Annotated in this window: 22 protein-coding genes and 1 pseudogene; all 23 read right to left on the bottom strand. The window is 54.8% G+C overall.

Features of this window, described 5'->3' with window-relative positions; all coding sequences use genetic code 11:
• Positions 1–34: 34 nt before the first annotated feature.
• Complete coding sequence (iolG, locus tag NST96_RS04150) at positions 35–1,054, bottom strand: inositol 2-dehydrogenase (protein WP_342405614.1); 1,020 nt, start codon at positions 1,052–1,054, stop codon at positions 35–37.
• 194 nt (positions 1,055–1,248) lie between these two features.
• Positions 1,249–2,244: a sugar ABC transporter substrate-binding protein gene (locus NST96_RS04145; RefSeq protein WP_025844088.1), complete on the bottom strand. Its 996-nt coding sequence runs from the start codon at positions 2,242–2,244 to the stop codon at positions 1,249–1,251.
• A 24-nt stretch (positions 2,245–2,268) separates the two neighbouring features.
• Complete coding sequence (locus NST96_RS04140) at positions 2,269–3,276, bottom strand: ABC transporter permease (RefSeq protein WP_025844087.1); 1,008 nt, start codon at positions 3,274–3,276, stop codon at positions 2,269–2,271.
• 6 nt (positions 3,277–3,282) lie between these two features.
• Positions 3,283–4,779, bottom strand: coding sequence for an ATP-binding cassette domain-containing protein (locus NST96_RS04135; RefSeq protein ID WP_312027473.1), 1,497 nt, complete (start codon positions 4,777–4,779; stop codon positions 3,283–3,285).
• A gap of 24 nt (positions 4,780–4,803) precedes the next feature.
• On the bottom strand, positions 4,804–5,823 hold the full coding sequence (iolG, locus tag NST96_RS04130) for an inositol 2-dehydrogenase (protein ID WP_025844085.1): 1,020 nt from the start codon (positions 5,821–5,823) through the stop codon (positions 4,804–4,806).
• Between the two features lie 140 nt (positions 5,824–5,963).
• The gene (locus tag NST96_RS04125) at positions 5,964–6,968 is read right to left on the bottom strand and encodes a Gfo/Idh/MocA family oxidoreductase (protein ID WP_342405613.1); all 1,005 of its coding nucleotides are present in this window, start codon (positions 6,966–6,968) and stop codon (positions 5,964–5,966) included.
• 76 nt (positions 6,969–7,044) lie between these two features.
• The gene (gene iolB / locus NST96_RS04120; protein WP_026558071.1) at positions 7,045–7,854 is read right to left on the bottom strand and encodes a 5-deoxy-glucuronate isomerase; all 810 of its coding nucleotides are present in this window, start codon (positions 7,852–7,854) and stop codon (positions 7,045–7,047) included.
• Positions 7,847–8,815, bottom strand: coding sequence for a transketolase C-terminal domain-containing protein (locus NST96_RS04115; protein WP_026558072.1), 969 nt, complete (start codon positions 8,813–8,815; stop codon positions 7,847–7,849). The genes iolB and NST96_RS04115 overlap by 8 nt, the downstream gene beginning before the upstream one ends.
• A gap of 3 nt (positions 8,816–8,818) precedes the next feature.
• On the bottom strand, positions 8,819–9,673 hold the full coding sequence (locus NST96_RS04110) for a transketolase (RefSeq protein WP_342405612.1): 855 nt from the start codon (positions 9,671–9,673) through the stop codon (positions 8,819–8,821).
• Complete coding sequence (gene iolE, locus NST96_RS04105; protein ID WP_007785976.1) at positions 9,670–10,593, bottom strand: myo-inosose-2 dehydratase; 924 nt, start codon at positions 10,591–10,593, stop codon at positions 9,670–9,672. The genes NST96_RS04110 and iolE overlap by 4 nt, the downstream gene beginning before the upstream one ends.
• Before the next feature lie 195 nt (positions 10,594–10,788).
• Positions 10,789–12,657 (bottom strand): 3D-(3,5/4)-trihydroxycyclohexane-1,2-dione acylhydrolase (decyclizing), encoded by a 1,869-nt coding sequence (gene iolD / locus NST96_RS04100; protein ID WP_007785973.1) that lies wholly within the window; start codon positions 12,655–12,657, stop codon positions 10,789–10,791.
• A 175-nt stretch (positions 12,658–12,832) separates the two neighbouring features.
• Entirely contained in the window at positions 12,833–13,846 is a 1,014-nt protein-coding gene (locus NST96_RS04095; protein ID WP_007785971.1) for an alcohol dehydrogenase catalytic domain-containing protein, read from the bottom strand.
• Between the two features lie 92 nt (positions 13,847–13,938).
• Positions 13,939–15,144 (bottom strand): 6-phosphofructokinase, encoded by a 1,206-nt coding sequence (locus NST96_RS04090; RefSeq protein WP_035986173.1) that lies wholly within the window; start codon positions 15,142–15,144, stop codon positions 13,939–13,941.
• A gap of 26 nt (positions 15,145–15,170) precedes the next feature.
• Positions 15,171–16,607: an aldehyde dehydrogenase family protein gene (locus NST96_RS04085; RefSeq protein ID WP_007785968.1), complete on the bottom strand. Its 1,437-nt coding sequence runs from the start codon at positions 16,605–16,607 to the stop codon at positions 15,171–15,173.
• 75 nt (positions 16,608–16,682) lie between these two features.
• Complete coding sequence (gene iolG, locus NST96_RS04080; protein WP_342405611.1) at positions 16,683–17,708, bottom strand: inositol 2-dehydrogenase; 1,026 nt, start codon at positions 17,706–17,708, stop codon at positions 16,683–16,685.
• A 33-nt stretch (positions 17,709–17,741) separates the two neighbouring features.
• Entirely contained in the window at positions 17,742–18,944 is a 1,203-nt protein-coding gene (locus NST96_RS04075; RefSeq protein ID WP_342405610.1) for an MFS transporter, read from the bottom strand.
• A 308-nt stretch (positions 18,945–19,252) separates the two neighbouring features.
• Complete coding sequence (locus NST96_RS04070) at positions 19,253–20,254, bottom strand: LacI family DNA-binding transcriptional regulator (RefSeq protein WP_007785962.1); 1,002 nt, start codon at positions 20,252–20,254, stop codon at positions 19,253–19,255.
• 235 nt (positions 20,255–20,489) lie between these two features.
• Positions 20,490–21,527, bottom strand: a complete 1,038-nt coding sequence (locus NST96_RS04065) for a LacI family DNA-binding transcriptional regulator (protein WP_007785961.1) — start codon at positions 21,525–21,527, stop codon at positions 20,490–20,492.
• Between the two features lie 63 nt (positions 21,528–21,590).
• A complete protein-coding gene (gene fba / locus NST96_RS04060; RefSeq protein ID WP_007785959.1) occupies positions 21,591–22,454 on the bottom strand; it encodes a class II fructose-1,6-bisphosphate aldolase in 864 nt (287 codons plus the stop codon).
• A 71-nt stretch (positions 22,455–22,525) separates the two neighbouring features.
• Positions 22,526–23,617, bottom strand: coding sequence for a tartrate dehydrogenase (locus NST96_RS04055; RefSeq protein ID WP_310769320.1), 1,092 nt, complete (start codon positions 23,615–23,617; stop codon positions 22,526–22,528).
• Positions 23,618–24,203: 586 nt separating this feature from the next.
• Positions 24,204–24,485 (bottom strand): hypothetical protein, encoded by a 282-nt coding sequence (locus NST96_RS04050; RefSeq protein WP_007785955.1) that lies wholly within the window; start codon positions 24,483–24,485, stop codon positions 24,204–24,206.
• A complete protein-coding gene (locus tag NST96_RS04045; RefSeq protein ID WP_310769318.1) occupies positions 24,482–24,898 on the bottom strand; it encodes a riboflavin kinase in 417 nt (138 codons plus the stop codon). Before NST96_RS04045 ends, NST96_RS04050 begins: the two co-directional genes overlap by 4 nt.
• Before the next feature lie 178 nt (positions 24,899–25,076).
• Positions 25,077–25,617: pseudogene (locus tag NST96_RS04040) on the bottom strand (NAD(P)H-dependent oxidoreductase).
• Positions 25,618–25,654: the final 37 nt, after the last annotated feature.

Raw genomic sequence — 25,654 nt, 5'->3', positions numbered from 1 at the left:
TTCCTGCGCCTGATGTAACTGAATAATCTGAATTTCACTCCGGCTGATCGGCCGCTACTTGCACAGTCGTACCTGTCCGAAACGACTTGGTAGCCGCCTCCGCGATTTGCAGGGCGATTTTGGCATCGGCTGCCGATACCGCTGGCGCTTGCCGGTTGCGGATGCTGTCCACAAAGCTTTGCAATTGCAGGCAAAAGGCATCTTTGAATCTGGTCGGAAAATCGGGAATGAGATCGTGCGTTTTGCCTTTAGCCGTCATGATTTTCACATCGTGGTGCCGCAACGAGCCAATCTGGATCGTCCCTTCTGTCCCCATGATCTCCCCGCGTATATCGTAGCCGTAAAAGGCGTTGCGGCTGCCTTCGATGTCTCCCATTGCCCCGGAGTGAAAAGTCAGATGAGTCAACGCCTGATCGACATCGCGGCATTCCTCCAGAAAAGGATGCGCCAAAATGCGGCCAAACGCTGTGACCGAAGCGACCTCAGCGCCCATCAGATACCGGGCGATATCGTAATCGTGTATGCACAAGTCCAGAAAAATCCCGCCGCTATGCTTCATGTAGTCAAGAGGCGGAGAGCCGGGATCACGGCCGATGCCTTTAAAGTAGATCGGCTTGCCGATATCGCCTGCGTCCACCCGTTTTTTCGCTTCGGCATAGGCAGGATCAAACCTTCGCATAAAACCGACCTGGCACATGACGCGGTGCTCGCGGATGATGCGGATCGTTTCCTCTGCTTCTTCCGATGTTCGCGTGATCGGCTTTTCGACAAAAATATGCTTGCCGCTCTCTGCCGCCCGTTGGATCAGTTGTTTATGCGTGGCAGTCGGCGTGGCGATGATGACAGCGTCAATCTCGGGATTTTCGAAGATTTCGTTTACGGTATTGGTCGCGTGCCTGACCCCGAGCCTGCTCGCTACAGCTTCGGCGTGTTCCTTGCGGGTAGCGGCAACGACAGCAAGCTCCGCTCCTTTTACGCTGTTGACCAGATTTTCGGCATGGGAAAAACCAGCCCGACCAAGTCCCACTACGGCACAACGGACTGTTTCAGCCATCCGTCAGTCCCCCTTTTTGTTATCGAGTGCCGGAGCTGCCGCTTCGCCCAGAGAGCGAAAAACTACTCCCCCTGAGAATCGGCTGAGGCCAGCCATCCGGCCCTTGAGCAGCTCGCATTCAAGACAGGCGATTCGTACAAACAGCCTGACCGCGCCGAGCTTCGTAGCTTTTGTAGCGTTGATAGCTCCTTCCTTTATTTCCCTAGAAGCCCTTTCGCTTGGGCGAGCTTTGCTTCGGCATTGTCCGGCGTAATGACGTCAATCTCTGTCACGATTTGCTTAGGCACGGTTTCTTTGCGAATAGCTTTTACCGCATTTTCAACGCCCTTGTAGCCCATATCATACGTTTTCACCGCGATTGAAGCATCCATCGAGCCTTTCTGGATCGATTCAATCGCCTCGATGATGCCGTCCATTCCGACGACGGCGATATCCTTGCCTTTCGCCTCACTCGCGCGAATCGCGCCGAGCGCCATTTCATCGTTTGCGGCGACCACGCCTTTTATATCAGGATGGGCTTGCAAGACGTTTTCCATGACCGATACCGCTTCCACCCGATCCCAGTTCGCAGCCTCGGAAGCGGCAACGATCATTCCCGCCTGTTCCAGTGCCTCTCTCGCTCCTTGTACGCGCTTGGCGCTGGTCGGAGTGCCGGAAATCCCTTCGAGAATCGCTACTTTGTCTCCCCTGCTCAGCTTCGCTGCCAATGTTTCGCCCGCTTTTTGCCCGCTCAGCGCATCGTCGTTGCCGATAAAAGTCGTTTTGTCCTCCCAATCCACATCGCTGTCCAGCAACACAACCGGGATGTCTTTTGCTTTGTACTTCGCCAACGCCGAAACGACGGCAACAGGCTGGCTGGGAGTAAGCACCAGCCCATCGGGGTTTTTGTTCAGCAAGTCTTCAATCATGTTGACTTGCTCCATCACTTGTGTCTGGTTCGAGGGGGCCATGATCGTCCCGTCCACGTTGAAATCCTGGAACGCCGCTTTTGCCCCCGCTTCTATGAATTGGAAATACTCACTGTTCAACGTCTTCAAGACGACGTAGATTTTCGGCTTTTGTTCACCGGAACCCGTCTGTGGCTGCTGCTGAGTCGAAGAGCCTTCAGGACTGCCAGGCTGCTGCCCGCATGCTGCCAGGCTTAAAAGGACCATGCTTGAAAAAACGGCTTTCCAAATCTTCCTGCTCATCGTCCGCTCCTCCTCGACGCCTTCCTATTTTTTGGCCGAACGCTGGCGCAGGACATCGACGTACACGGCAGCGATAATGACAGAGCCGATGACGACCACTTGCAAATCGGAGGTCGTCCCGAGCAAGTTCAAGCCATTTCGCAGCACGGCGATGATGAGCGCCCCGATCAATGTGCCCCATACCGTCCCCACACCGCCGAAGAAGCTGGCGCCACCGATGATGACGGCTGCAATCGCGTCAAGCTCATACGACAATCCGGCAATCGGCGACGCCGAATCCGTCCTTCCGATCAGGACAAGGCCCGCCAGACCGGCCATCAAGCCGCTCAAGGTGTAGACGAGAATCAGAATCCGGTCCACAGGAATACCAGCCAGCCGGGCTGCTTCCTTGTTGCCGCCGATCGCGTAAATATACCGTCCCGTCGCTGTGCGCGTAAGAAACAGATGGAAAAGAATATACGTAATTATCACGAGAATAAAGCTCACGGGGAAAATCCCGATGTTTTCATAGCCGGCGTAGTTGATGATGAGCGGGAAGCCGAAAATCGGAGAGGCGGCTGTGATGATGAGTGCCAGCCCGCGAAAAATATTCATCGTGCCCAATGTAGAGATAAAAGGATGCGGCAATCTCAGCTTGGTGAGCAAAACCCCGTTGAACCATCCGCCGAGCGCTCCAATCGCGAGACACAGCAAAATCCCAAGCAGCGGGTGCATCCCCCAGTTCACCACGAAAATCCCCGTCGTTGTGATCGCCAATGCCAGCAGGGAGCCGACAGACAAATCAATTCCCGCCGTCAAAATCGGCAAGAGCATGCCGATGGCGAGCAACGCGTTGATGGAAGACTGCCGGGCGATATTCATCAAGTTTTCGGCTTGCAGAAAATTCGGAGAAAGAATGCTCAAGCACGCGGAAAGGATGAGGAGTCCGAACAAAGCCCCAAACTTGCCGACAAACGTTTTCCAATTCAAGCTCAGTGTCTTGCTGGCACTTGTCCCTGTGGTGACTGTCACAGAGTTGGACTGTTCCTTCATTTTCTATCAACCTCCTGTTGCTGCTTTCATGATTACTTCTTGCGTCGCTTCCTCCCGCTGCAGATCGGCGGTGATCCGTCCGTCGCTCATCACGAGAATCCGGTCGCACATCCCGAGAATTTCCGGCAAATCCGACGAAACAATCAGCACGCATGCGCCCAAGTCCACCAGGTCATTGATTAAGTTGTAGACCTCTACCTTTGCTCCCACGTCAATGCCGCGAGTAGGCTCGTCAAAAATAAAAATACGCGCTTGGGTGAAAAGCCACTTGGCGATGACGACCTTTTGCTGGTTTCCTCCGCTGAAGTTCCGCCCCATCAGATTGATATTGTTCGGGCGAATCTGCAGCTCGCGCACGTACTTTTCCGCTACTTCCTTCATCTTCACCGGACTCAGCAGCCCGTTGCTTTTGACTTCGCGCAAATTGGCGATGGACATATTGAAAATAAGCGACTGATCGAGGAACAGCCCTTCCGTCTTCCTGTCTTCCGTAATGAACGCAAATCCTGCCTCGATGGCGTCGCGCGGCTGGCGAATCACCGCTTCTTTTCCGAAGACGTAGACTTTGCCCGTCTCCTTCGGCTCCGCGCCGAAGATCGTTTTCATCAGCTCGCTGCGGCCAGCGCCGACCAAACCGGAAAAGCCGAGAATCTCGCCCTGATAGGCAGCAAAGCTGATGGCGTGGGCAGCCCCTTTCAGCTTCAGGTTCTCCACCCGCAACGCTTCCTGTCCCCGGGTAAACGTCTTTTTCGGATACTTGTTATGCAGCGAGCGGCCGACCATCAGCTCGATCATCCGGTCAATGGACGTCGTGCTGACATCTACCGTTTCGATCTTTGCCCCGTCCCGCAAAACCGTGATCCGGTCCCCGATGCGCTTGATCTCTTCCAGCCGATGGGACACGTAAATGAACGTCATGCCCTGCTCCCGCAACGATTCGATCGTCGCCAGCAACTGCTCGGCTTCCTGGGCGCTCAGGCTCGATGTCGGTTCGTCCATAATAATCAGCTTGGCATTCAAAGAAAGCGCTTTAGCAATTTCCACTAATTGTTGCTGTCCGACCCCCAAGCTGCTCACCAATGCGTTCGGGTCGATGCTTTGCCCCAGCTTCGCCATCAGTTCCTTCGATTTTTCTCGCATGTACTTCCGATCCAGAAAAGAGTAGCGGCCGTGCTTTTTCTTTTCGTGGCCCAGAAAAATGTTCTCTGCGACCGAAAGATGCGGAATCAGGTTCAGCTCCTGATAAATCGTGGCAATGCCGATATCAATCGCATCGCTCGGCTTTGCGATCTCGACTGGCCTGCCGTCCCAGCGAATCTCGCCCTGGTCTTTCGTGTAGGCTCCGGTCATGATCTTGATAATCGTTGATTTTCCTGCGCCGTTTTCCCCGAGCAGGACGTGCACTTCTCCTTGCCGAACGTCCAGATGAACGTCGTGCAAGACCGTCACACCGGAAAATGCTTTGCTAATGCCCTTCATTTCCAGCAACGCCAAGGTAGTCACCTCCATTTTTTCAATTTGGATTGATTAAATGGACACTTTTTTATCGAGCTTTACCGTCTTCGCTGTTTGAAACGACTCGGTCGCTGCCGCTGCGATCTCCAGGGCGATTTTTCCGTCTGTTTCCGTGCACGCAGGCCGCTCTCCCTTTTGCACCGCGTCAATGAAATGAATCATTTCCAGCAGGTAGGCGTCCTTGAACTTCGTCGGGAAGTCAGGAATGATGTCATGCGTGCTGGCATTGGCAGTCAGCAAAAGAACATCGTGGTGGCGCAGCGATCCGATTTGAATGGAGCCTTCCGTGCCGATGACTTCGCCGCGGATATCGTAGCCGTACGGGGCGATTCGCATTGTTTCGATGTCTCCCGCCGCTCCCGAAGCAAAGGTCAGGGTGGTCACCGCCTGGTCGACATCGTGATAGTCTTTCATAAAAGTGTGCAAGAGCACATTCCCCGTCGCTGTAACCGTTTCCACTTCCGTCCCCATTAAAAAGCGGGCGATATCGTAGTCGTGAATGGCGACATCGAGGAACAGTCCTCCGCTGTGCTTGATAAATTCTGCGGGCGGGCAGTTGCCGTCGCGGCTCACTCCTTTAAAGTAGAGCGGCTTGCCGATATCCCCGGCCGCGATCCGTCTTTTTGCTTCCGCGTAAGCCGGATCGAATCGGCGCATGAAGCCTACCTGACAGAACACGTTGTGTTTGTTTAACACTTGGATAACCTCGTCGGCTTCCTCTACGGTTTGGGTAATCGGTTTTTCAACAAAAATTTGTTTTCCGTGCGTCGCCGCCTGGGTAATCATCTCCGCATGAGTACTCGTAGGTGTGACCAAAACTACCGCGTCGATATTTGCGTCCTCAAATACTTCGCGAGGGTCTTTGGACCAGCCTGGAACTCCCAGCTCTCTTGCTACCTGCTCCGCGCGGCCTTCCAACGGGTCCACTACCTTTACTAGCTGGGCGCCTTTCACTTTTGTCGCAAGGTTTTCTGCATGCCAATATCCGAGTCTTCCTAATCCGATTACTGCCGTGCGCACTTGGCCGCTCATATTTATTCCTCCATCATCGCTATTTGCTAAAACGTTTTCTCTCAGAGTTTTAAGGTAACCGCTTACCTTAAGTTTAAATGAGGCTCAGTTGATTTTCAATTCAAATTTGTTCGAAAAAATATTTAATTCGATCATTTTTATTACGCCAGATTTACCCACTTGCCCGAGCGGATTGATTCATAGCAGGCTTCAATCACTTTCATGTTTTGCAAGATGCTCTCCCCGGAATAAAGCGGTTGGGAGCCGTCCAGCACGCATTGGGAAAAATGCTCGACTTCCAGCTTGTACTCGTTCCCGCGCACTTTTTCCACTCTGGACACGCCGTCTTCTTTTTCCACAATCACGATGCCTTCCCCGTCAAAATACTCGGGCAAATTGTAAGAGCGCGGCACCTGGATCGTCCCATGCGTCCCCACAATCTCGTACCGTTCACGGCGCACCATGTCAAAGCTGCAGTCAAACGTCGCCAGCATCCCGTTGTCCAGCTCCAGCATCGCGACAGCCGACATGTCCACGTCAAATTCCGGATCGCGCGGGGAGTGGACATACAGCCGTTTCGGTTCGCATTGCAAAATATTGCGGATGGAGTGAATGCAGTAGCACCCGATGTCGTACAAACTGCCGCCACCGAGCAGCGGGTCCAGACGGTAATCGCGGCTCCGGTCTTCGATCCGAAAGGTAAAGTTGGCGCGGATCAGCCTGGGCGTGCCGATCTCGTTGGCCGCGAGCAGCGCTTTCACCACTTGGTGCTGCGGATGGAACTGGTACATGAACGCCTCCATCAACAGCACCTGCCTGCTTTGGCAATGCTCGATCATCTCTTTTGTTTCCGCCGCATTCAGCGCGATCGGTTTTTCGCACAAAATATGCTTTCCTTTGTCTGCCGCCTTGAGCACCCATTCCTTGTGCATGCTGTTCGGAAGCGGAATGTACACGGCATCCACCTCGGGATCATCCAGCACTTCTTCATAGCTGTTATAGACGTTGGGAATCTTGAATTTCGCAGAAACTTCCGAAACTTTTTCGTTCCGGCTGCCGATGGCGACAACCTCGGCGTTGTCCGCCTCCAGAATCGCCGGAATCATCGTGTTTACCGCGATTCTGGCTGTGCTCAACACGCCCCAGCGCACGCGTTTTTGACTCATCTGTGCTCCACTCCCCTTCTGCTTTCCCCTTCGTTTCAAGCAGGCCATAGGAATCCCCATGGCCCGCTTGCTTCGCTTACACCGTTTGAGTCATCATCCATTCATGGTCGGCATCGTTGGTAAATTTCCAGGTCCGCACTGGCCCCGCCATCGTATTCAAGTAGTACAGGTCGTAGCCGGGAGGTGCCGATACGGGATGGTAGCCTTTTGGCACCAGCACCACATCGCCGTCCTTGACCACCATCGTCTCGTTCAGCGAGCGGTCGTCCGTGTACACGCGTTGCAAGGCAAAGCCGTTCGCCTGTTTGATGCGATGGTAGTACGTCTCCTCCAGATACGCTTCGTTGGGCAGGTTCTCCTGGTCATGCTTGTGCGGCGGATAGCTCGACCAGTTTCCGTTTGGCGTGTAGACTTCGACAATCAGCAGGCTGTCCGCCGGTTGATCCTCAGGCAAAATGTTATGAATCCGGCGCAGCGTTTTGCCGGAGCCGCGCATGTCTACCCGAATGTCTTTTGGCGCGATCAGTCTCGCCTCGTACGTGCCTTTGCCCGGAGCTGTGCACACGGCGATCTCGGCATCTGTCAAGGCTTCTACCTCATACTGATCGCCAGATGGCACGTAGACGGCATAGGGCGGGATTTCTTCGAAAATGTGCATGCGCTGCCCGATGTTGTTCCACTCCTGCTGCTTTGTTCTCGCGTTGGCATACCCGCTGAGAAGCACGATGCACACTTCCTGCTCCCCTGTGTCCATGCTGATTTTGTCGCCTTTGGCAAGCGTGTACACCTCGAAGCCTACATAGCCCCAGTTTGCCGATTCCGGTGTGACCTTGACCACGCTTTTCTCCTGGTTTGGTTGCTGGCTCGGAACGATCAATTTAGACATTTTCCTTCTCCTTTCGCTGCAAAACTTCCTTTGCCCCTTGGACGATATCCTCGACGGCAATCTGGTATTTTTTCAGCAGGGCGTCGTTTGGCCCGGATTCCGAATTGAGATCGCGCACCCCGACTCTTGTCATCGGCACGGGCTTGTTCTCTACCAGCACCTCAGCTACAGCGCTGCCCAGCCCGCCGTAGATGCTATGTTCTTCTGTGGCGACAATCGCCCCTGTCCGTTCAGCGGCCTCCACGATAGCTTCCACATCTATCGGCTTGATGGACGGCAAGTGCAGGACACCCGCCTGAATGCCTTCCGCGCGCAGCAGGTTCGCAGCCTGAACGGCGCGGCCTGTTTGCGTCCCGGTTGAAATGATCGTCACATCCTGTCCTGCGATCAACTTGACGCCTTTGCCGAGCGCAAACGTGTGCGTTTCTTCCGCAAAAAGGGTCGGCAGCGGGTCGCGCGCCAGCCGAATGTACACGGGACCGTGGTAGTCGCGGGCGAACTCCATCACCTTTTTCACTTCGACCGCGTCCGCCGGAGCCAGGACGACCATGTTGGCCAGGCTGCGCATGATCGCGATATCTTCCAGACCTTGATGCGTTTTTCCCGTGCATCCGGTCAGCAAGCCGCTGTAGGCCCCGATCATTTTCACGTCCAGCTTCGGCTGGGCAATCGCCACGGCGATCTGGTCCAGAGAGCGTTTCACAATAAAAGCGGCAAACGTGCACACCCACGGCTGCAAGCCGACTGTTGCCAGACCGGAAGCGACTCCGAGCATGTTCTGCTCGGCGATGCCCATCTGCAAAAATTTGGCCGGATTCCCCTCCGCTACTTTATCCAGCTTGGTGGAGGTCGCCAGGTCGCCATCGACTGCGTACACTCGCGGATCGTCCTTCGTAAATTGCAGCAATGTTTCGCCAAACGCATCGCGCATGGCTACTTTTTTATCAAGCTGTAATTGCATCTTCTACACCCCCATATCCAGTTCTTCCAAGGCTGCTTTCAGCTCTTCCGCATACGGCACTTTCGCATGCCATGTGTAGTTGTTCTCCATGAAGCTTACGCCCTTGCCTTTGACGGTGTGGGCAATTACGACGGTCGGCTTGCCTTGCACGCGCTTCGCCTGCTGGCACGCCTCGATGATCTGTTCCACATCGTGGCCGTCGATGGCAAGCACGTTCCAGCCGAACGCCGCCCAGCGGTCTTCCGGGGAAAAGATCGGGATTTCCCGTTCGCGGCCTTCCGTTCCCTTCCAGCCGAATTGCTGCAGCTTGTTGTAGTCCATGATGACTACCAGATTGTCCAGCTCGTATTTGGCCGCTACGTCCGCCGCTTCCCATACTTGCCCTTCCTGCGATTCGCCGTCGCCAATGATGCAGTATGTGGAGAACGCTTGCTGCTTCAGCTTTGCGCCCAGCGCCATGCCGACTGCGGCAGAAATCCCCTGCCCCAGCGAGCCTGTGGACATGTCCAGTCCGGGCAGCAGCTTCATGTCCGGATGGGCTTGCAGACGGGAGTCGATATCGTCGAACGTTTTCAACTCCTCCACCGGGAAGTAGCCCCGCAGCGCCAGCACCGTATAGAGGGCGATCGCGGAGTGCCCCTTGGATAGCACAAAGCGGTCCCGCTCCGCCCACAGTGGCTCGTCAGGCTTGATGTTCATCACGTCAAAATAAAGAGCGACCAAAAGATCGGTCACAGACAGCGGCCCGCCGACATGGCCTGCCCCTGCGTGGTGCACCGTTTGCAGAATCAGCCTCCGGGTCTCGCTGCTTTTCTTTTGCAGCCAATTGATTTTTTCCTGAGCGGAAACCGTCTTCATACTTTCTCACCTCTGGTTGATGATATCGTTTGCTCGATGAAGGCAATGGATCTTTTCGCGTATGCAAAAGGGTTGTGAACGAGCGGGTCCTGCTCGCCTTCGAGCATGGCCCAGCCTTGATAATCCCGCTCGACCAACTCCTTGAAAATCGGGGCAAAATCGAGGCTTCCATCACCTGGGACAGTGAACACCCCTCTGCGGATGCAGGTGACGAAATCAGCCTGTTCCGCCCTTGCCTGGTCGAGAACGCTTTGGCGAATATCTTTCAGGTGCACGTAGCCGATCCGCCCGTAATACTTTTGCAGCAGCTTCAACGGGTCGTTGCCGCCGTAGTAGGCATGGCCTGTATCGTACAGCAGGTAGACAAGCCCGGGATCGGTCATTTCCATCAGGCGGTCGATTTCCTCCGGCTGCTCCACGACCGTCCCGCCGTGATGGTGGTAAACGAGCTTCATGCCCAATTCGCGGCAAATCTCCCCTGCCTGGTTCAGCCCTTCGGCCAGGCTTTTCCACTGCTCATCTGTCAAGTGTGCGACCTGCTTTTCATGTGGGGAGCGGCGCGGGTCCCAATGCAGCGAGCCGCCAACTTCTGCCGTGCTGACGACTTCTGCTCCCATCGCCTTGAGGAATTGCGCGTGCTTCCGGTAAGCCTGCAGCTCCTCGTCGCGGCGCTGCGCATCCGAGAACAGCACGGACTTCCACTGCGATGTCAGCCGCAGCCCCCGTTTGCCCAGCTCCTGCTGCAAAACAGCCGGATCGGCAGGGAACTTCCTGCTCATTTCCACACCTGTAACGCCAAGGCTGGCTATCTCATCCATGACCTGCTCGTAGGAATAGTGATCCCCGTGTTCTTTGACATCCTCCCCGACCCAGTTGATCGGGTGAACCCCCAGCTTGAAGTTGTATCCTTTATCTGTCATGACTGTCGCCCCTTTTGATTAAGCGCTTAACTCGACGCGTTTAGAAACTTGGCTGCGCCACGCCATTGGCGGAGCCTTCGTACCTATAAGGCACAGCGGTTGCTTGCTCATTCCACTCGAAGTCTCGTCTGTTGCCCTCCTGCTGGACAAGAGTTTTAGCCATTCTTGCCTGTTGCATAAAAACGTCGGCAACGCTTACATTTTTTTCGCAATCTCGATCTGCTTGTTCATCGCTTCATAAGCGGCTTGAACCTTTTTGCTCGCGGATACTTCCGCTACCCCGAGCCGCCACCACGACTCGTAGCCGGACGAGCACGTTCCGGGAAGCACCTTGATGTCAATCAGCGTCGTGACAGTCTCTTCCTTCGCCTGCTGCAAGGCCGCTCTCAGCTCTTCCACAGTGCGGGCCGTATACGCCTTCGCGCCCATGCTTCTGGCGTGGCTGGCAAAATCAATCTGCAAATACTCGCCCGTCAGCCGGTTCGTCTGTTCGTCGCGATAGCGGAACTCGTTGCCGAAGCCTTCGCTGCCATGACCGCGTTGCAGGTTGTGGATGCAGCCGAACCCGTTGTTGTCGAACAGCAGGATCGTAAATTTTTGCCCTTCCTGAATGCTCGTGACCAGCTCCGAATGAAGCATCAAGTAACTGCCATCCCCGACGACGGCGTACACTTCCTGATCCGGGCTTGCCATCTTCACGCCGAACGCGCCGGACACCTCGTAGCCCATGCACGAGAAGCCGTATTCCATATGGTACGTTTTCGGGGCCTTGCATCTCCACAGGCGGTGCAAATCTCCGGGCAGGCTTCCGGCAGCAGCGACAATGATGTCCTTTTCGCCCAGGAAGCGGTTGATCTCGCCCAGCGCGAGCATTTGCGACAAGCCTTCCGCCCGCTCCACAGAGCAGACCCGGTCCACTTCTTCGTCCCACTCCTTCTTCAGAGCAGCAATCGCTTCCGGCGAGTAGGCGGACTTGTATTCCGCTTGCCGCAGTGCGCCTGTGATTGCGACCAGCGCTTCCTTCGCGTCGGCTACCACGGCCTTTCCGTTCATTTTCAGCGCGTCGTAGGAGCTGACATTGATGCTGACGAACTCCACATCTGGATTTTGGAAGGCCGTTTTGGATGAGGTAGGGAAGTCAGTCAGTCTCGTTCCGACGCCGATAATCAAATCGGCCTCTTTGGCCAGGCGGTTTGCGGCGAGCGAGCCTGTGACGCCAATCGAGCCTACTTGAAGCGGGTGGTCCCATGGCACCGCGCTTTTTCCCGCTTGCGTCTCCGCTACCGGAATGCCAAACTCCTCGGCGAAGCGAATCAGTTCTGCCGTAGCGAGCGAGTAGTGCACGCCGCCCCCGGCGATAATCAGCGGCCGCTTTTTTGTCTGGATCGCTTCCGCTGCCCGTGCGAGCGCAGCAGCCGACAGCGCTCTTCTTTCGACGAAATGGACGCGCTTTTCAAAAAACTCAGCCGGGTAATCGTACGCTTCGCTTTGCACATCCTGGGGCAGAGCCAAGGTGACCGCGCCAGTGTCGACCGGGTCCGTCAGCACCCTCATCGCGTTCAGGGCGGCCGTCATCAACTGCTCGGGACGTGTAATGCGGTCCCAGTACTTGCTGACCGGCTTGAACGCATCGTTGGATGAAATCGTGTAGTCAGCAGGGTTTTCAATTTGCTGCAAGACCGGATCAGGCTGGCGGCAGGCAAAAATATCGCCTGGCAAAAACAGCACCGGAATCCGGTTCACCGTCGCTGTCCCGGCGGCTGTGACCATGTTCAAGGCGCCGGGCCCAATCGAAGACGTGCAGGCAAAAATCTCTAGCCTGTTCTTTTGTTTGGCGTAGGCAATGGCCGCATGCGCCATTCCTTGCTCGTTTTTCCCCTGGATGTAGGTCAACTCTCCCTGAAAATGCTCCAGCGCTTCGCCCATCCCTGTCACATTTCCGTGTCCGAAAATCCCCATGACGCCTTTGACGAATTTTCGTTCCTGACCGTCCACGGAAATGTATTGATTGTCCAAAAATCGCAGCAATGCCTGAGCCATCGTTAAGCGGATTGTTTTTGCCATGTTATCCTCCCTCAGCTTCGATGTTTCTCTCCACGTAACTGTTAAGTTAAGCGCTTTCTCTTCCTTGATTATACTCGATTCCCGAGCTTCCACAAACCCTTTTTTTCATTTTTTTTCTGTCTTTTCCGGCAGTTGGCTGGACGCGTGCAGACTACCGCTCGCGGATCGCAGGCGATTACGCGGGCTGCACGATCACCTTAATCGCTTCTCCTTTTTTCATCACGTCGATTCCTTCCGTGATGCGCTCCAAAGGAACCCGATGGGTAATCAGCCGCTCCAGATTCAGCAGCCCTGCCTCCATGACCTTCACTACTTTCGGGAACGTGTGGTTCGAGATATACGTGCCTTTTACGGTTACCTCATAGCGGGTAATATCGTTTTGCTTGATCGGCGGCAAGGCGTGCTGATTCATGCCCACCAGCAAAATTTGTCCCCCTCTGCGCACCAGCGTCAGGCTCTGATCGAACAGCGAACCAACACAGTCGATGACGACATCCGCCCCGATTTTCGTCGCGTCCTGTACAGACTTCGCCACGTCGCTTGTTTTTGGGTTCACCGTCACATTCGCCCCGGATATGCGGGCGTATTCCAGGCGATAATCCGAGAAATCAACGGCCACGATCGTTCCGGCTCCCGCCGCTTTCAACATCTGGATGAACATTTGTCCCATCGGCCCTGCGCCCAGCACGACAGCGCTCTCGCCCGGCTGCACCTTGATTTTGTCCATGCCGTTGATGACGCAGGACAGCGGTTCGGCAAAGACGGCAATCTCCGGCGGAACCGAGTCTGCGATTTTGTGCACATTTCTGGCTGGAACGACACTGTAGGAAGTCCAGCCCCCGTCCACGAAAATACCCATCGTCGACATATGCTCGCACATGTTCACGTATCCCATCTGGCAATAATCACAGTACCCGCACGTCAGCGTCGGATCGACTACCACCCGGTCGCCCACTTTGACGTTCGTGACATCCGCTCCTGCCTCTACCACTTTTCCGACGTACTCATGTCCCTGAATCACGCCTGCCGTCGCCGGATGTCCAGGAGGATTAGCCAAAATATGCACGTCTGTGCCGCAGATGCTGGCTGCCTCCACCTTGATCCGCACTTCATCTGCCTTCTGTATGACCGGAACCGGCCTTTCCTGCAAGGAAAATTTCCCTGCCTGCTCAAATACGCCAGCTAACATGACCCATTCGCTCCCTTCTGCTGTTTAAGCTGCATCCGTTCTGTTTTTTCCGCTTCCTCGTCCCTCTTGTCCGCGCCCGACTGCGCCGCCCTTCAGGAAATAAAGTGCTGGTAAGCAGGCAGGCCGTTTTTCATCGGAATGGACACCTCGCCCTGAATGAGCGGATATATATAGTCGAAAAACTCGGCTTTGACAAAATGGCTGTCGGCGTCGTACCACTCCAGCGGAAACAGCTTTTCTTTTCCCGCTACTTCCGCGAGGGGGACGGAGCCGTATTCCACGGCGTAAAACGGCCCCTTTTTGCGCTGCAGCGTGACCATCGCTCCGTTGATCCCCTGCCTGGCGTGATAGCAAGCGTGTTTTCCCGCCAAATACGCCTCCTCGACATCCACCCCGGACGAGAACATCATCCCGCTGCGCTGCCAAATGCTCGGCAAAATATATCGCGCGGACAAGCCCGCTCCCTGATTGGCGATGGCGTCCTTCAAATAGCCGGCCACGCCGCCGAGCTGCGGACGCCCGACCGCATCCCGCGCCAGAGCGCTGTCGGCAATCAGCCTGCCTTCTTTGTCGCGGATGCCTTCCGAGACAATGACCAGGGCTGAACCGTGTTCCTCGTACTTTTTTTGCACATCGCGCAAAAACGTTTCTTCGCAAAAAGGCGATTCCGGAATGTAAATCAACAGCGGAATGCCTGTTTCCTGCTGCAGCCCCAGCGCGCACGAGGCCGCCAGCCAGCCTGTATTGCGCCCCATCGTCTCGACAATCGTGATGCGATTGCTTTTCGGCAAGCTCATAATGTCCATGGACATGTCGAGGATGGAGGTAGCGAGAAATTTGGCTGCGCTGCCAAAGCCGGGCGAATGATCGGTTTGCGTCAAATCGTTGTCTACCGTCTTCGGCACCCCGATCACATTCAGCTCGTACCCTTTTTTCCGGGCAGCCTGATGGATCAAATGAGCGACGTGCATGGACCCGTTCCCGCCGATGTAGTAAAAGTAGCGAATGTCGTTCGCCTGCATGTGGGCGACGATGATTTCGATCTCGTGGGCGCTCAGCTTGTAGCGCCAGGAGCCGAGCGCCGCGCCCGGCGTCATTCTCAGCATCTCTAGCTGCGGTTTGGACAGTTGACCCAGATCAATGTAGTCCTGGTTGAGCAGACCGTACACCCCTCTTCTCGCCCCATAAACCTTCCGGATCTGCGGCGATTGAAGAGACTCCTCAATGATTCCGTACAATGAATTGTTGATAACAGCGGTTGGTCCACCGGATTGAGCGATCAGGCAGTTTCCGGTCATTTCCACACTCTCCATCCATGATTCATCTACTCTTCCAGGTTGATGACAACGGCCACCGTCTCGACCATTTCCTCAATCGCAAATGCCGGGCCTTCTTTCCCGATTCCGCTTTCCTTGACGCCCCCGTACGGCATCTGGTCGGCACGGAAGCAGCACGTATCGTTGACGATCACGCCGCCCACTTCCAGCAGATGCGGCAGCTTGTGGGCCAGGACGAGAGATTTGGTGTACACGCCTGCCTGCAAGCCAAACTTGGAGTCGTTGACCAGCTTCACCGCTTCCTCGATCGTTTCGTAGGACGCCACTGTAACTACTGGCGCGAATACTTCCTCGTCGTACACTTTCATGCCCTTTTTCGCCTGGGTAATGACCGTCGGATAGTAGACGCTTCCTTCCCTTTTGCCCCCGGTCAACACTTTCGCGCCTTTCGCTGCCGCTTCGTTTACCCATGCCTCGATCCGCTGCGCTTCTTTTTCGCTAATCATCGGCCCTACGTCCGTATCCGGGTCGAGCGGATTGCCCACCTTGAGCTGCGCCACGCGCTCCAGGAAAAGCTCCATGAACTTCGCTTCCACTGCCTTGTGCACGAAAATGCGCTGTACGGAAATGCAGATTTGCCCCGCATTGGCAAAAGCCATTTTCGCCAACTTGTTTGCCGCCTGCTCGACATTGCCGTCTTCATGCACAATCGTCGCCGAGTTGGACCCGAGCTCCAGCGTGACTTTGCGCATGCCGATCGTCTGCTGGATGTGCTTGCCTACTTCCGGCGAGCCTGTAAACGAATACTTTTTGATCCGCTGGTCTTTCAGCAACTGTTCGCCAACCGTCGCACCGCCGCCGACCACGCATTGCACGTACCCTTTTGGCACGCCTGCCTGCTGCAACAGCTTGCACAGCAGCAGAGCGGAATGGGCCGTATCCGTAGCAGGCTTGACGATCACCGGATTTCCTGCCGCCAAGGCCGGAGCCACCTTGTGCGAAACCAGGTTTAGCGGGAAGTTGAACGGCGAGATCGCGCACACAATGCCGATCGGCTTTTTGATCGTATAGATCAGGCGCGATTCGTTTCCAGGGGAAGCCTGGCTCGGGATGATCTCCCCTCTCAGCTTTTTCGCTTCCTCCGCCGCCAAAAGAAACGTCGTCGCGGAACGAATCACTTCCACTTTCGCATCGCGAATCGGCTTGCCGCCCTCCTGGGCAATGCAGTTGGCCAACTCCTCGACGTTTTCCTTAATCAGTTGGGAAGCTTTCACCAGCACGTCGTAGCGCTTTTCTGCGGAAAAAGGCGTATGGTAGAAAGCGTACTCGGCTGCCTCTACTGCGCGATCCACCTCTTTTTCCCCCGCCTTGCACACCTGCACGTACAGCTCTCCTGTGTACTTGTTGTAAATCGGATGCGTCTTCGCTGTCTCTACCCACTCCCCGTCGATGAACAAACGTTGCACTTGCTTCACTGCTTCCATTTCTTCTCCCCCCTGAACATTTAGATAAGCGCTTAACCTAATCCGTAAAAAAATTTGGAACAAAAATGCTGGGCCTTACACAGACTGGACTGCGCTGATTTCTTCGAGCTTGACCGGCCTGTTTTCGGCAAACGACTTCTTCGCCGCCATGGCGATCAATTCAGCCTGGAAGCCGTCATAACCGCTGACCGGAACTTCCTTGTCCAACAGGATGCTGTCGATGAAGTCTTCGATTTCCTGAACAAAAGCTTCGTTGTACCGCTCCAGGAAGAAATACTTGGGCTTATCCCGGAAAACGCCCTCGGCTGTGCTGATCTCTGCGGTGGTCGGCGTGACATTGCTGACGGTCACACATCCCTTCGCCCCCAACACCTCTACCCGCTGGTCGTAGCCGTACACGGCTTTTCTGCTGTTGTCAATGACCCCGATCGCGCCGTTTTTGAATTTCAGCGTCGTAATCGCCGTATCCACGTCGCCGCATTCTGCGAACAGCGGGTCCACGAGTACCGCCCCTTGCGCAAACACTTCCTCGACTTCGCTGCCAATCAAATATCTTGCCATGTCAAAATCGTGAATCGCCATGTCGAAGAACAGACCGCCGCTGGCTGCTACGTAGTCTTTGCCCGGCGGATGCGGGTCCCGCGAAGTGATGCGCAAAATGTGCGGTTCGCCGATTCCCCCTTCTTTAACGGTTTGATGAGCCTTTTTCAAGCTGTGGTCAAACCTGCGGCAAAAGCCCACCTGGAACTTCACTCCGGCCGCTTTGACGACTTCGAGCGCCTCTCTCGTCTGCTCCAACTGAAAGCTGATCGGCTTTTCGCAAAATATGTGCTTGCCCGCTCTCGCTGCCTCCGTGATGATGGGGACGTGCGTATCGGTGGGCGAGCAGATCAAGACAGCCTGGATGTCCGGGTCTTGCAAAATCGCCTTGTAATCATCGGTGACATGGGGAATCCCGATGCTGCCAGCCCACTCTCGCACTTGCTCTGCGAAAATATCCGAAATCGCCTTCAATTCGACGCGGTGCAGTTTGACCAGATTTTCCGCGTGCAGCTTCCCGATGCGCCCTGCTCCAATGATTCCAACCTTTACTTTGCTCATCGTGATCTCTCCTCTTCCGGTTAAGGCAGGCCGTCACTTCCTGTCCAAAGAAACGCCTGTCGTCAGTGATCTTTTTTCTGCCTTGCTCCAATATATGGATAGTCCTGCAGCCAACAATCCAGACAAACTGGCGAAGATGAAGCCAGTTGCCAATCCGCCGCCTGAATTTAGCCAGCCCGCAAGAAAAGGCCCCAAGAAAATGCCCAACGAATAGATCGCTTGATAAAAGCCCATTGCGGTTGCCCGCTTTTCACTTTCTATGTACTGAATCGCCATTCCTAAAAACAGCGGAAAACCCATTCCCTGCGTAAAGCCGTTGCCGATTTGCGTCAGGCACAGCGTGAGCATCGTGTCCGCATACGGGATCACGACCGTAAAAGCGGCGCTGCCCGCAAACCCGATGGCGAGCGTGGGCCAATGTCCGAAGCGGACGGCAAAATATCTCCCCGCCACGATAGAGGCCACAGCGTGCGGCAGCATGAACGCGACGACAAGCCAGCCAAGACTCTCCTTGTCTGCGCCGATCTTCAATGCCTGCAACGGCGTAAAGCCGTACATCGTAATGAACAGCATGCCGTGGGCGATAATGGACAAAATGGATACCTTCAGCAAAATCGGCTCTTTCATCACGTTTGCCAAATCTTTTGGCTCGATCGGCTTCCGGGATGCTTCCGGCTTCGGCTCGCGAATCAAAAAGGAGAGCGCCAGGCCGAGGAAAGCCACTCCTGCCCCGATCCAGAACGGGGCATTCCACCCCCAGCGGCTGACCAGGTAGCCGCTGACCCCCATCCCCATCAATTGAGCGGAAACGGTAATAAAATGGATCGTCGACATCGCTTTTGTAACGTTTGCCCCGGTAAAATAGCTCGAATACAAAACCGTAAAGACAACCCAGGCCGAGGCCGAAATCCCGGCGACCGCCCTGGAAAAAAGCGCCCATCCGACATGATCGGTGACAGCAAAGCCGAGGCAACTAAACAGGCTGGTCACCATGCCAAGCCAGATAAACGGCCGTCTGACCTGCCTGTAATCCGACAGGACGCCGATTGGCAAGCGCAAAAGAAGCTGGGTCACGCCGTAGCTGCTCAAAACAACCCCGATCAGCATGTACGAGGCGCCCTTGTACTCCAGGTACGGCGACAGTATCGGCGTGTACAAATATTGAGAAGCCCAGTACATAAAGGTGACGAAGACAAATACGATATGATCCTTTGCTTCGAGCTGCTGTGCCTGCATCTTGCTCATCGCCTTTTCGCACAAAATGTCACTTCATGTTGGTTAAGCGTTTTCCCTAACTCTATTATAGGGGATGCTCCGCGCGTGTGTAAAGAATTAATTCTGAAATGCACAAATCAACGCAATTGTTAGACTATTAACCGCCTGTTGCGCTGGACGGCTTGGATGCGCTGGACAGGCGCATCCTCGCTTTTGCCTCCGTCCGCACCATTGAACACGGCTCGCTTGAACAAACAATGGGCGCTCTTTCGCTCCTTTTGCTTTGGCGGACGTAAAAAAAGCACCCTGTTCCCCGGTGCTTTCTCGCTTCATTTTCTGATTCGTTTGGTCGATTCGCGCACGCACAGTTCCGGCAGCATCACTACCCGCTTTTTCCCTTTCTTTTCCCCTTTGATTTCCTCGATCAACAGGTCCATCACTTGCCGGCCCATATCGTGAAACGGCTGGGCGACCGTCGTTAGCGGCGGATTGGAGATAGCAGCGAGAATCGTGTTGTCGTAGCCGACTACTGAGACGTCATCGGGAATCGACAGCCCCAGCTCTCTCGCCGCCTGGATAATCCCAATCGCGACCAAATCATTGCCTGCGAAAATGGCGGTTGGCCGTTCAGCAGCCTGCAGCATTTTCAAGCCCATCTGTTTGCCGCCTTCTACAGACGACGGACCAAAAAGGACGTATTTTTCATCATATTCCAAACCATTTTCCTGCAAGGCGTGGCGGTAACCGCGCGTGCGCTCCCGGCCGACCTCCAGATCGAGCTGGATTGCGCCAATCTGCTGATGGCCCAGGTCGAGCAAATGCTGTGTCGCGTTGTAGCCGCCGATGAAATCATCCACGGTTACCGTATCGACGGACACAGTGGAGACGTCGCGGGCCAGTACGGCGATCGGAATTTTCAGATTCAGCAAGTCGCGGATCACGGCATCATTTTGAAATCCGGACGCAAGAATAAACCCGTCCACGCTCTTTTGCTTAAGCAGCGAGATGTACTTCGACTCCTTTTCCGGGCGATAGTCCGTGCTGCACATGACGATGCTGTAGCCCAGCTCGTGGCCCCGGTCCTCGATACTTCGCGCCAGCTCGGCAAAGAACGGGTTCGCCAGGTCGGGAATCAACAGGCCTATGGAGTACGTCGACTTGCCCGTCAAGGCGGAAGCCACGAGGCTCGGCTGGTAATCCAGCTCCTTCATGACCTGCAATACTCTTTGGCGCGTCTTTTCCCCGATCCGCCCCGTGTTGTTGATGACCTTGGACACGGTTGCAATAGACACGTTCGCTTCCCTTGCCACATCATAAATGGTTTTTTTCATTGTAGTTTCCTCCCATCATAGTGATGGCGATCTATCTGACGTCCGGGATGAACTTCGTTTTCATTCCAAGTGATTAAGCGCTTTAAGCTTATATTTATTGTAAAGAACAAATAATCGCGAAGCAATAACCCATATCCGCGCTCGCGCAAGCACAGAGGGGACACGGGGCATCCCCGACCGCGTCACGGCTTCTGGTTGGGCCGCCGCCAATAAAAAAACGCGTAGCAGAAAACCGCTAGGCGTTTGACTTTTGCTTGCTTATACTTCTCTCTTTTTTCAGCCGCGTGGTCGAGTCGCGGACGATGCGTTTCGTATTCAGCACGATTCTGCTTTTGTATTGCTTTTCCCCTTTGATCTCGGCCACGATCAGGTCCATCACTTCGCGCCCCATGTTCTGAATCGGCTGGGCAATCGTCGTCAACTGCGGATCAATGATCGTCGCAATTACCGTATTGTCAAAACCTACGACCGAGATATCCTCCGGGACGCGCAGCTTTTTCTCACGGATCGCCTCGATTGCCCCGATTGCCAGCAGGTCGTTACAGGCAAAAAAGGCAGTCGGCGGGTCGGGGGAGTTCAAATAATCGAGCGCGATTTTTTTGCCCCACGGGACGTTCGACTCCAGCGTAAACTGGCTGAAAGCGTACTCGCGAATCCCGCCATGATCTTCCAGCGCTTTGCGAAAGCCGCGGATTCTTTCCCGGTTGCTCCAGACGTCGCGGGCGATAATCGCGATTTTTTGATGGCCCAGCTCGATCAGGTAGGAGGCCGCATCGTACCCGCCCTGAAAATCGTCAATGCACACCGCGTTCACATTGAAGGCTGGGACGTCGCGAGCGACGATGGCGACCGGATACTTTTCCGCGATCAGCTTTTCCACCTCCAAGGTGTTCTCGAAGCCCGAGGCCAAAATGAACCCGTCTACATTTTTTCGCTTCAACAGCTCGATATACTTCGCTTCTTTGTCGGGGTTGTAGTCCGTGCTGCAAATGACCAGGTTGTACCCTAGCTCATTCCCGCGGTCTTCGATGCTGCGCGCCAGCTCGGCGAAAAACAGGTTCGACAAATCCGGAATCAAAAGTCCGATGGTGTACGTATGCTTCCCGGTCAGTGCAGTAGCGATCACATTTTGCTGATAGTTCAGGCTGCCAATGACCTTCCATACTTTATTTTTCGTTTTCTCGCTGATTCGGCCGGTATTGTTGATGACTTTCGAGACAGTAGCAATCGACACCCCCGCTTTCTTTGCTACATCGTAAATGGTCGGCTTCATCTCTACCCTCTCTTTGTAAAGAAAAATCGGTCTTGAAACATGTTTGTGCCAAAAAGCGGCCGTCTACGCTTTTCCCGAGGAGCCAAACTCTCTCATCTTTCCTTTCACCGCGTCTTTGATCGCCTCTCGGGCAGGGCCCAAATATTTGCGCGGATCGTAGACGTTCGGGTTTTCGGCCAGCACTTTGCGAACGGCGGCTGCCGAGGCGATCTGGTTTTCCGTGTTGACGTTGATTTTCGCTGTGCCCAAAGAAATCGCTCGCCGAATATGCTGGGTAGGGATGCCCGTCCCTCCGTGCAGCACCAGCGGCAATCCGGTCAGCTTTTGCACTTCCTCCATACGGTCAAAGCCGAGCTTCGGCTCCCCTTTGTACGGTCCGTGCACAGACCCGAGCGCCGGGGCCAGGCAGTCCACTCCTGTTTCCTTCGCCAGCCTGTCGCACTCGGCCGGAATGGCGTACATCGCTTCGGCGTCATCGACCACGAGATCGTCTTCCTGCCCGCCGATTCGCCCGAGTTCCGCCTCTACGGATACTCCGAGCACATGAGCGACCTCGACGACCTTTTTCGTAATCGCGATGTTCTCCTCCAGCGGATGGTGCGAGCCGTCGATCATGACGGAAGTAAACCCGGCATGAATCGCTTCCACGCACTTTTCGAAGGAAGAGCCGTGGTCGAGATGAATGGCGACGTCAACCGTGATCTTGTACTCCTCGATCAACGACTTCACCAGGCCGACAATCAGCTTGAAGCCGCCCATGTAGCGAGCCGCGCCTTCACTGACTCCCAAAATAACCGGAGATTGTTCCTCCTCTGCCGCCTGCAAAATCGCTTGCGTAAACTCCAGATTGTTAATGTTGAACTGTCCGACTGCATACTTTTCTTGTACTGCCTTGTTCAGCATCGCTGTCATGGATACGAGTGGCATCTGAATCCTCCTATAGTAAAAAATGGTATTTTGTCGCTTGCTCGTTTTATTGTTCGTTGCAGCTCCTGCTTTTACGCCTGTGCCTTGGCTGCCGCGTGCATGCTCGCCAAAACCTCGACTACCCGATCGCCAACCTCGGAGGTCGAAGCTTTTCCGCCCATGTCGGGCGTCAGTACTGCGCCCTCGACCATCACCTGCTCGATCGCCTTCAAGACGCTGCCTGCCAGCTCTTCATAGCCGAAAAACTCCAGCATCTGACTGGCCGACCAGATCGCCGCCAACGGATTCGCGATCCCTTTTCCCGCAATGTCAGGCGCTGAGCCGTGAATCGGTTCGAACATGGAAGGATGCGTCCGCTCCGGATTGATATTCGCTCCAGCGGCAAAGCCCAAGCCTCCGGCGAGCGCTGCCCCCAAATCGGTTAAAATATCCCCGAACAGGTTGGAGGTAACGACTACCTGGAATCGTTCCGGCTGCTTAATCATCAGCATGCTGGCTGCATCTACGAGATACGAGTGCGTCGGGACATCCGGGTATTCGCTCGCCACCTCCGCAAACACCTGGTCCCAAAACACCATGGAGTAGTTCAGGGCGTTCCCTTTGCTGATGCTGGTCAGCGATTTGCCCGTTTTGCGCGCCGTTTCAAACGCGTAGCGAATGATCCGCTCCGTCCCTTTGCGCGAGAAAACGCTCGTTTGCAGCACGGTCTCGTTGTCTTTTCCCTTGAACAGCCAGTCCCCCGCTCCCGCATATTCGCCCTCGCTGTTTTCGCGGATGAACAGCATATCGACCTGTTCCTTCCCCGTGTTTTTCAGCGGGCACGGCGCTCCATCCAACAGCGTGATCGGGCGAATGTTCACGTACTGGTCAAACTCCTTGCGAATCTTCAAGAGCAAATCCCAGAGCGATATGTGGTCGGGAACGCCGGGAAAGCCGACTGCGCCCAGGTAAATGGCGTCAAACTGCCGCAACTGCTCGATGCCATCCTCTGCCATCATCCTTCCGTGCTGGAGGTAATACTCGCAGCCCCACGGAAAGTAATGAAAATCGAATCGAACATTTGTCAGCTCTACGACCTTTTCCAGCACCTTTACCCCTTCCTGGATCACTTCAGGGCCAATCCCGTCTCCCGGGATGACGGCAATTTTGTACAATTTCGTCATACGTTTCTCCTTTCGCAATCGCTTGCATTGTTGTTGGATTGTGGCGTTTATACACCCGTGTTCATTACTAATCGCATCGAATAACAAGGAAATCTTTTTCGCGCTTCCGGCGTCCCCGCTGCGGACAGCATTCATAAAAAATAGCGAATTGACGCTAGATTAAGCGGTTACCCTAGTATTATAGTTTACGATCAATTCCGGTGTAAATGTATTTATCGAAAAAATGTGAGTATTTTAACGAAAGCAGGTTAAGCGGTTTCTTCGAGGGAGGGGGAGGCTTGCGTCTGGGCTTTCTCTGGATTTCATGAGTCCATTGGAGCGCTGGCGCGGAGTCAAGTCATGAGCGAAGAGTTTGTCTCCAAAGGGCACAAGTCTTGGTCTTGGTCTTGGTCTTGGTCTTGGTCTTGGTCTTGGTCTTGGTCTTGGTCTTGGTCTTGGTCTTGGTCTTGGTCTTGGTCTTGGTCTTGGTCTTGGTCTTGGTCTTGGTCTTGGCCGTGGTCTTGGCCCTGGCCCTTCATTTGGAGCCACACTATGCTGCTGCCCTGCAAAACAAAAAAACGGAGGCACGAGGCCCCCGTCGAGGATGTTAGCTGAACCGTTGATGCGCGTTGTTTTGCATGAGAAAATCATTCATTTTGGCAGCCAGACCGCCGTGACCAAATCGCATCCGTCTCCCCTGCCTGTTCTGCTCGCGAGCGATGCGGAGAAACTCGATCAACAGCTTCCTTCTTTGCGTGATCTCCACGTACCCGTGCTCGTAAAACCACGCATCCATCGTATTGAAAACGCCGCGATTGATGCCAAATTCCCGTTGCAGATGCTGCGCAAACGTCAAGTCCGGCAAATGCACAATGCTCGCTGCTGTCACAAGCCGATCATCGCCTCCTGTTCCGCTCTGCTTGTCCGCCCTTTTTGCCCGGACAGCCGAAACGCTGCCTTCACGCTGTTTACGTCGCGCTCGATCTGCTTTTGCAACTGAGTGAGATCGAAAAAGGCCATTTCCGGCCTGACGTAGAAATGTACGTCCACGTATACACACGCTCCGTAAAGGTCTCCGTCCCACTCAAACAAATGCACTTCATGGCTGATTTGCACTCCATCGTGAAAAGTAGGTCTGCGGCCGACATTCATCACGCCCGCATGCGTCTGTCCGTTCCACAAAAGCGTCACCCCGTACACGCCCTGCTCCAGCCTGGGATGCGGGGGAAGCAGAGACAGATTCGCGGTCGGGAAGCCGAGCGTTCTGCCTACTTGCTTGCCGCTCACCACCTGGCCGTGCAAAGTACAAAGGGGCTGCTCTATCTTCTTCCCCTCTTTCCGTAGCGTATTGGTCGCTCCAATTGTCTTTGTTGCGGTTTGTGGCCGCGGTTTGTAGCCGCGGCGTTCCAAGCACACCTACCCGAAGCACGGACTCGCTTTGCCAGAACCCCCACACGCTGCATCGTCCTTTTCCGCTCGCTCAGTTTCCTTTGAGCGCCTTTTGCATGAACACGATCTCCTGCGCCAAAAGGGCGATTCGCTCCAAGACGTCCGGAGCGACTACTTCGTTATTCGCATTGAAATGGTCAAGCATGCGCATAGACGTAGCCTGGAGCCGTGAATGCGCGAAAATAACCGGCAATCGGCTTCAGTTGATTTTCAATGACCAGGTAATGCTGGTACGTTCCGCCTGTCGCGACAAACCCCATCACTTTATGGCGCAGGGCAGAGACGGGAATCAGGTCAAACAAATTTTTCAGCGCTCCGGTGAGCGAACCTTGGAAAATCGGTGTTCCGATGACATAACAATCCGCAGCCGTTACCAGCTCGATCACTTTTTTGGTGTCGCCCGTATAGGTCCCAGGGTCCCGGCCATCACAAAACTGCACCTGGTACTCGCTTAAATCCAGCAATTCCACCTCTATGCTGTCGTCCTGCTTTTTTACGTGACGCAAAACCTCCTGGACGACAGCCGCTGTTTTCCTGCCTGTGACCGTCCCGGAAATTCCCAACAGCTTCATAATAAGCCCCTCCCTTCTGCTTAGCTGCAAACAGCGC

The organism is Brevibacillus sp. FSL K6-2834, from assembly GCF_038592925.1.
Classification (GTDB): Bacteria; Bacillota; Bacilli; order Brevibacillales; family Brevibacillaceae; genus Brevibacillus; species Brevibacillus borstelensis.
This window is presented reverse-complemented; position numbering and strand designations above follow the sequence as displayed.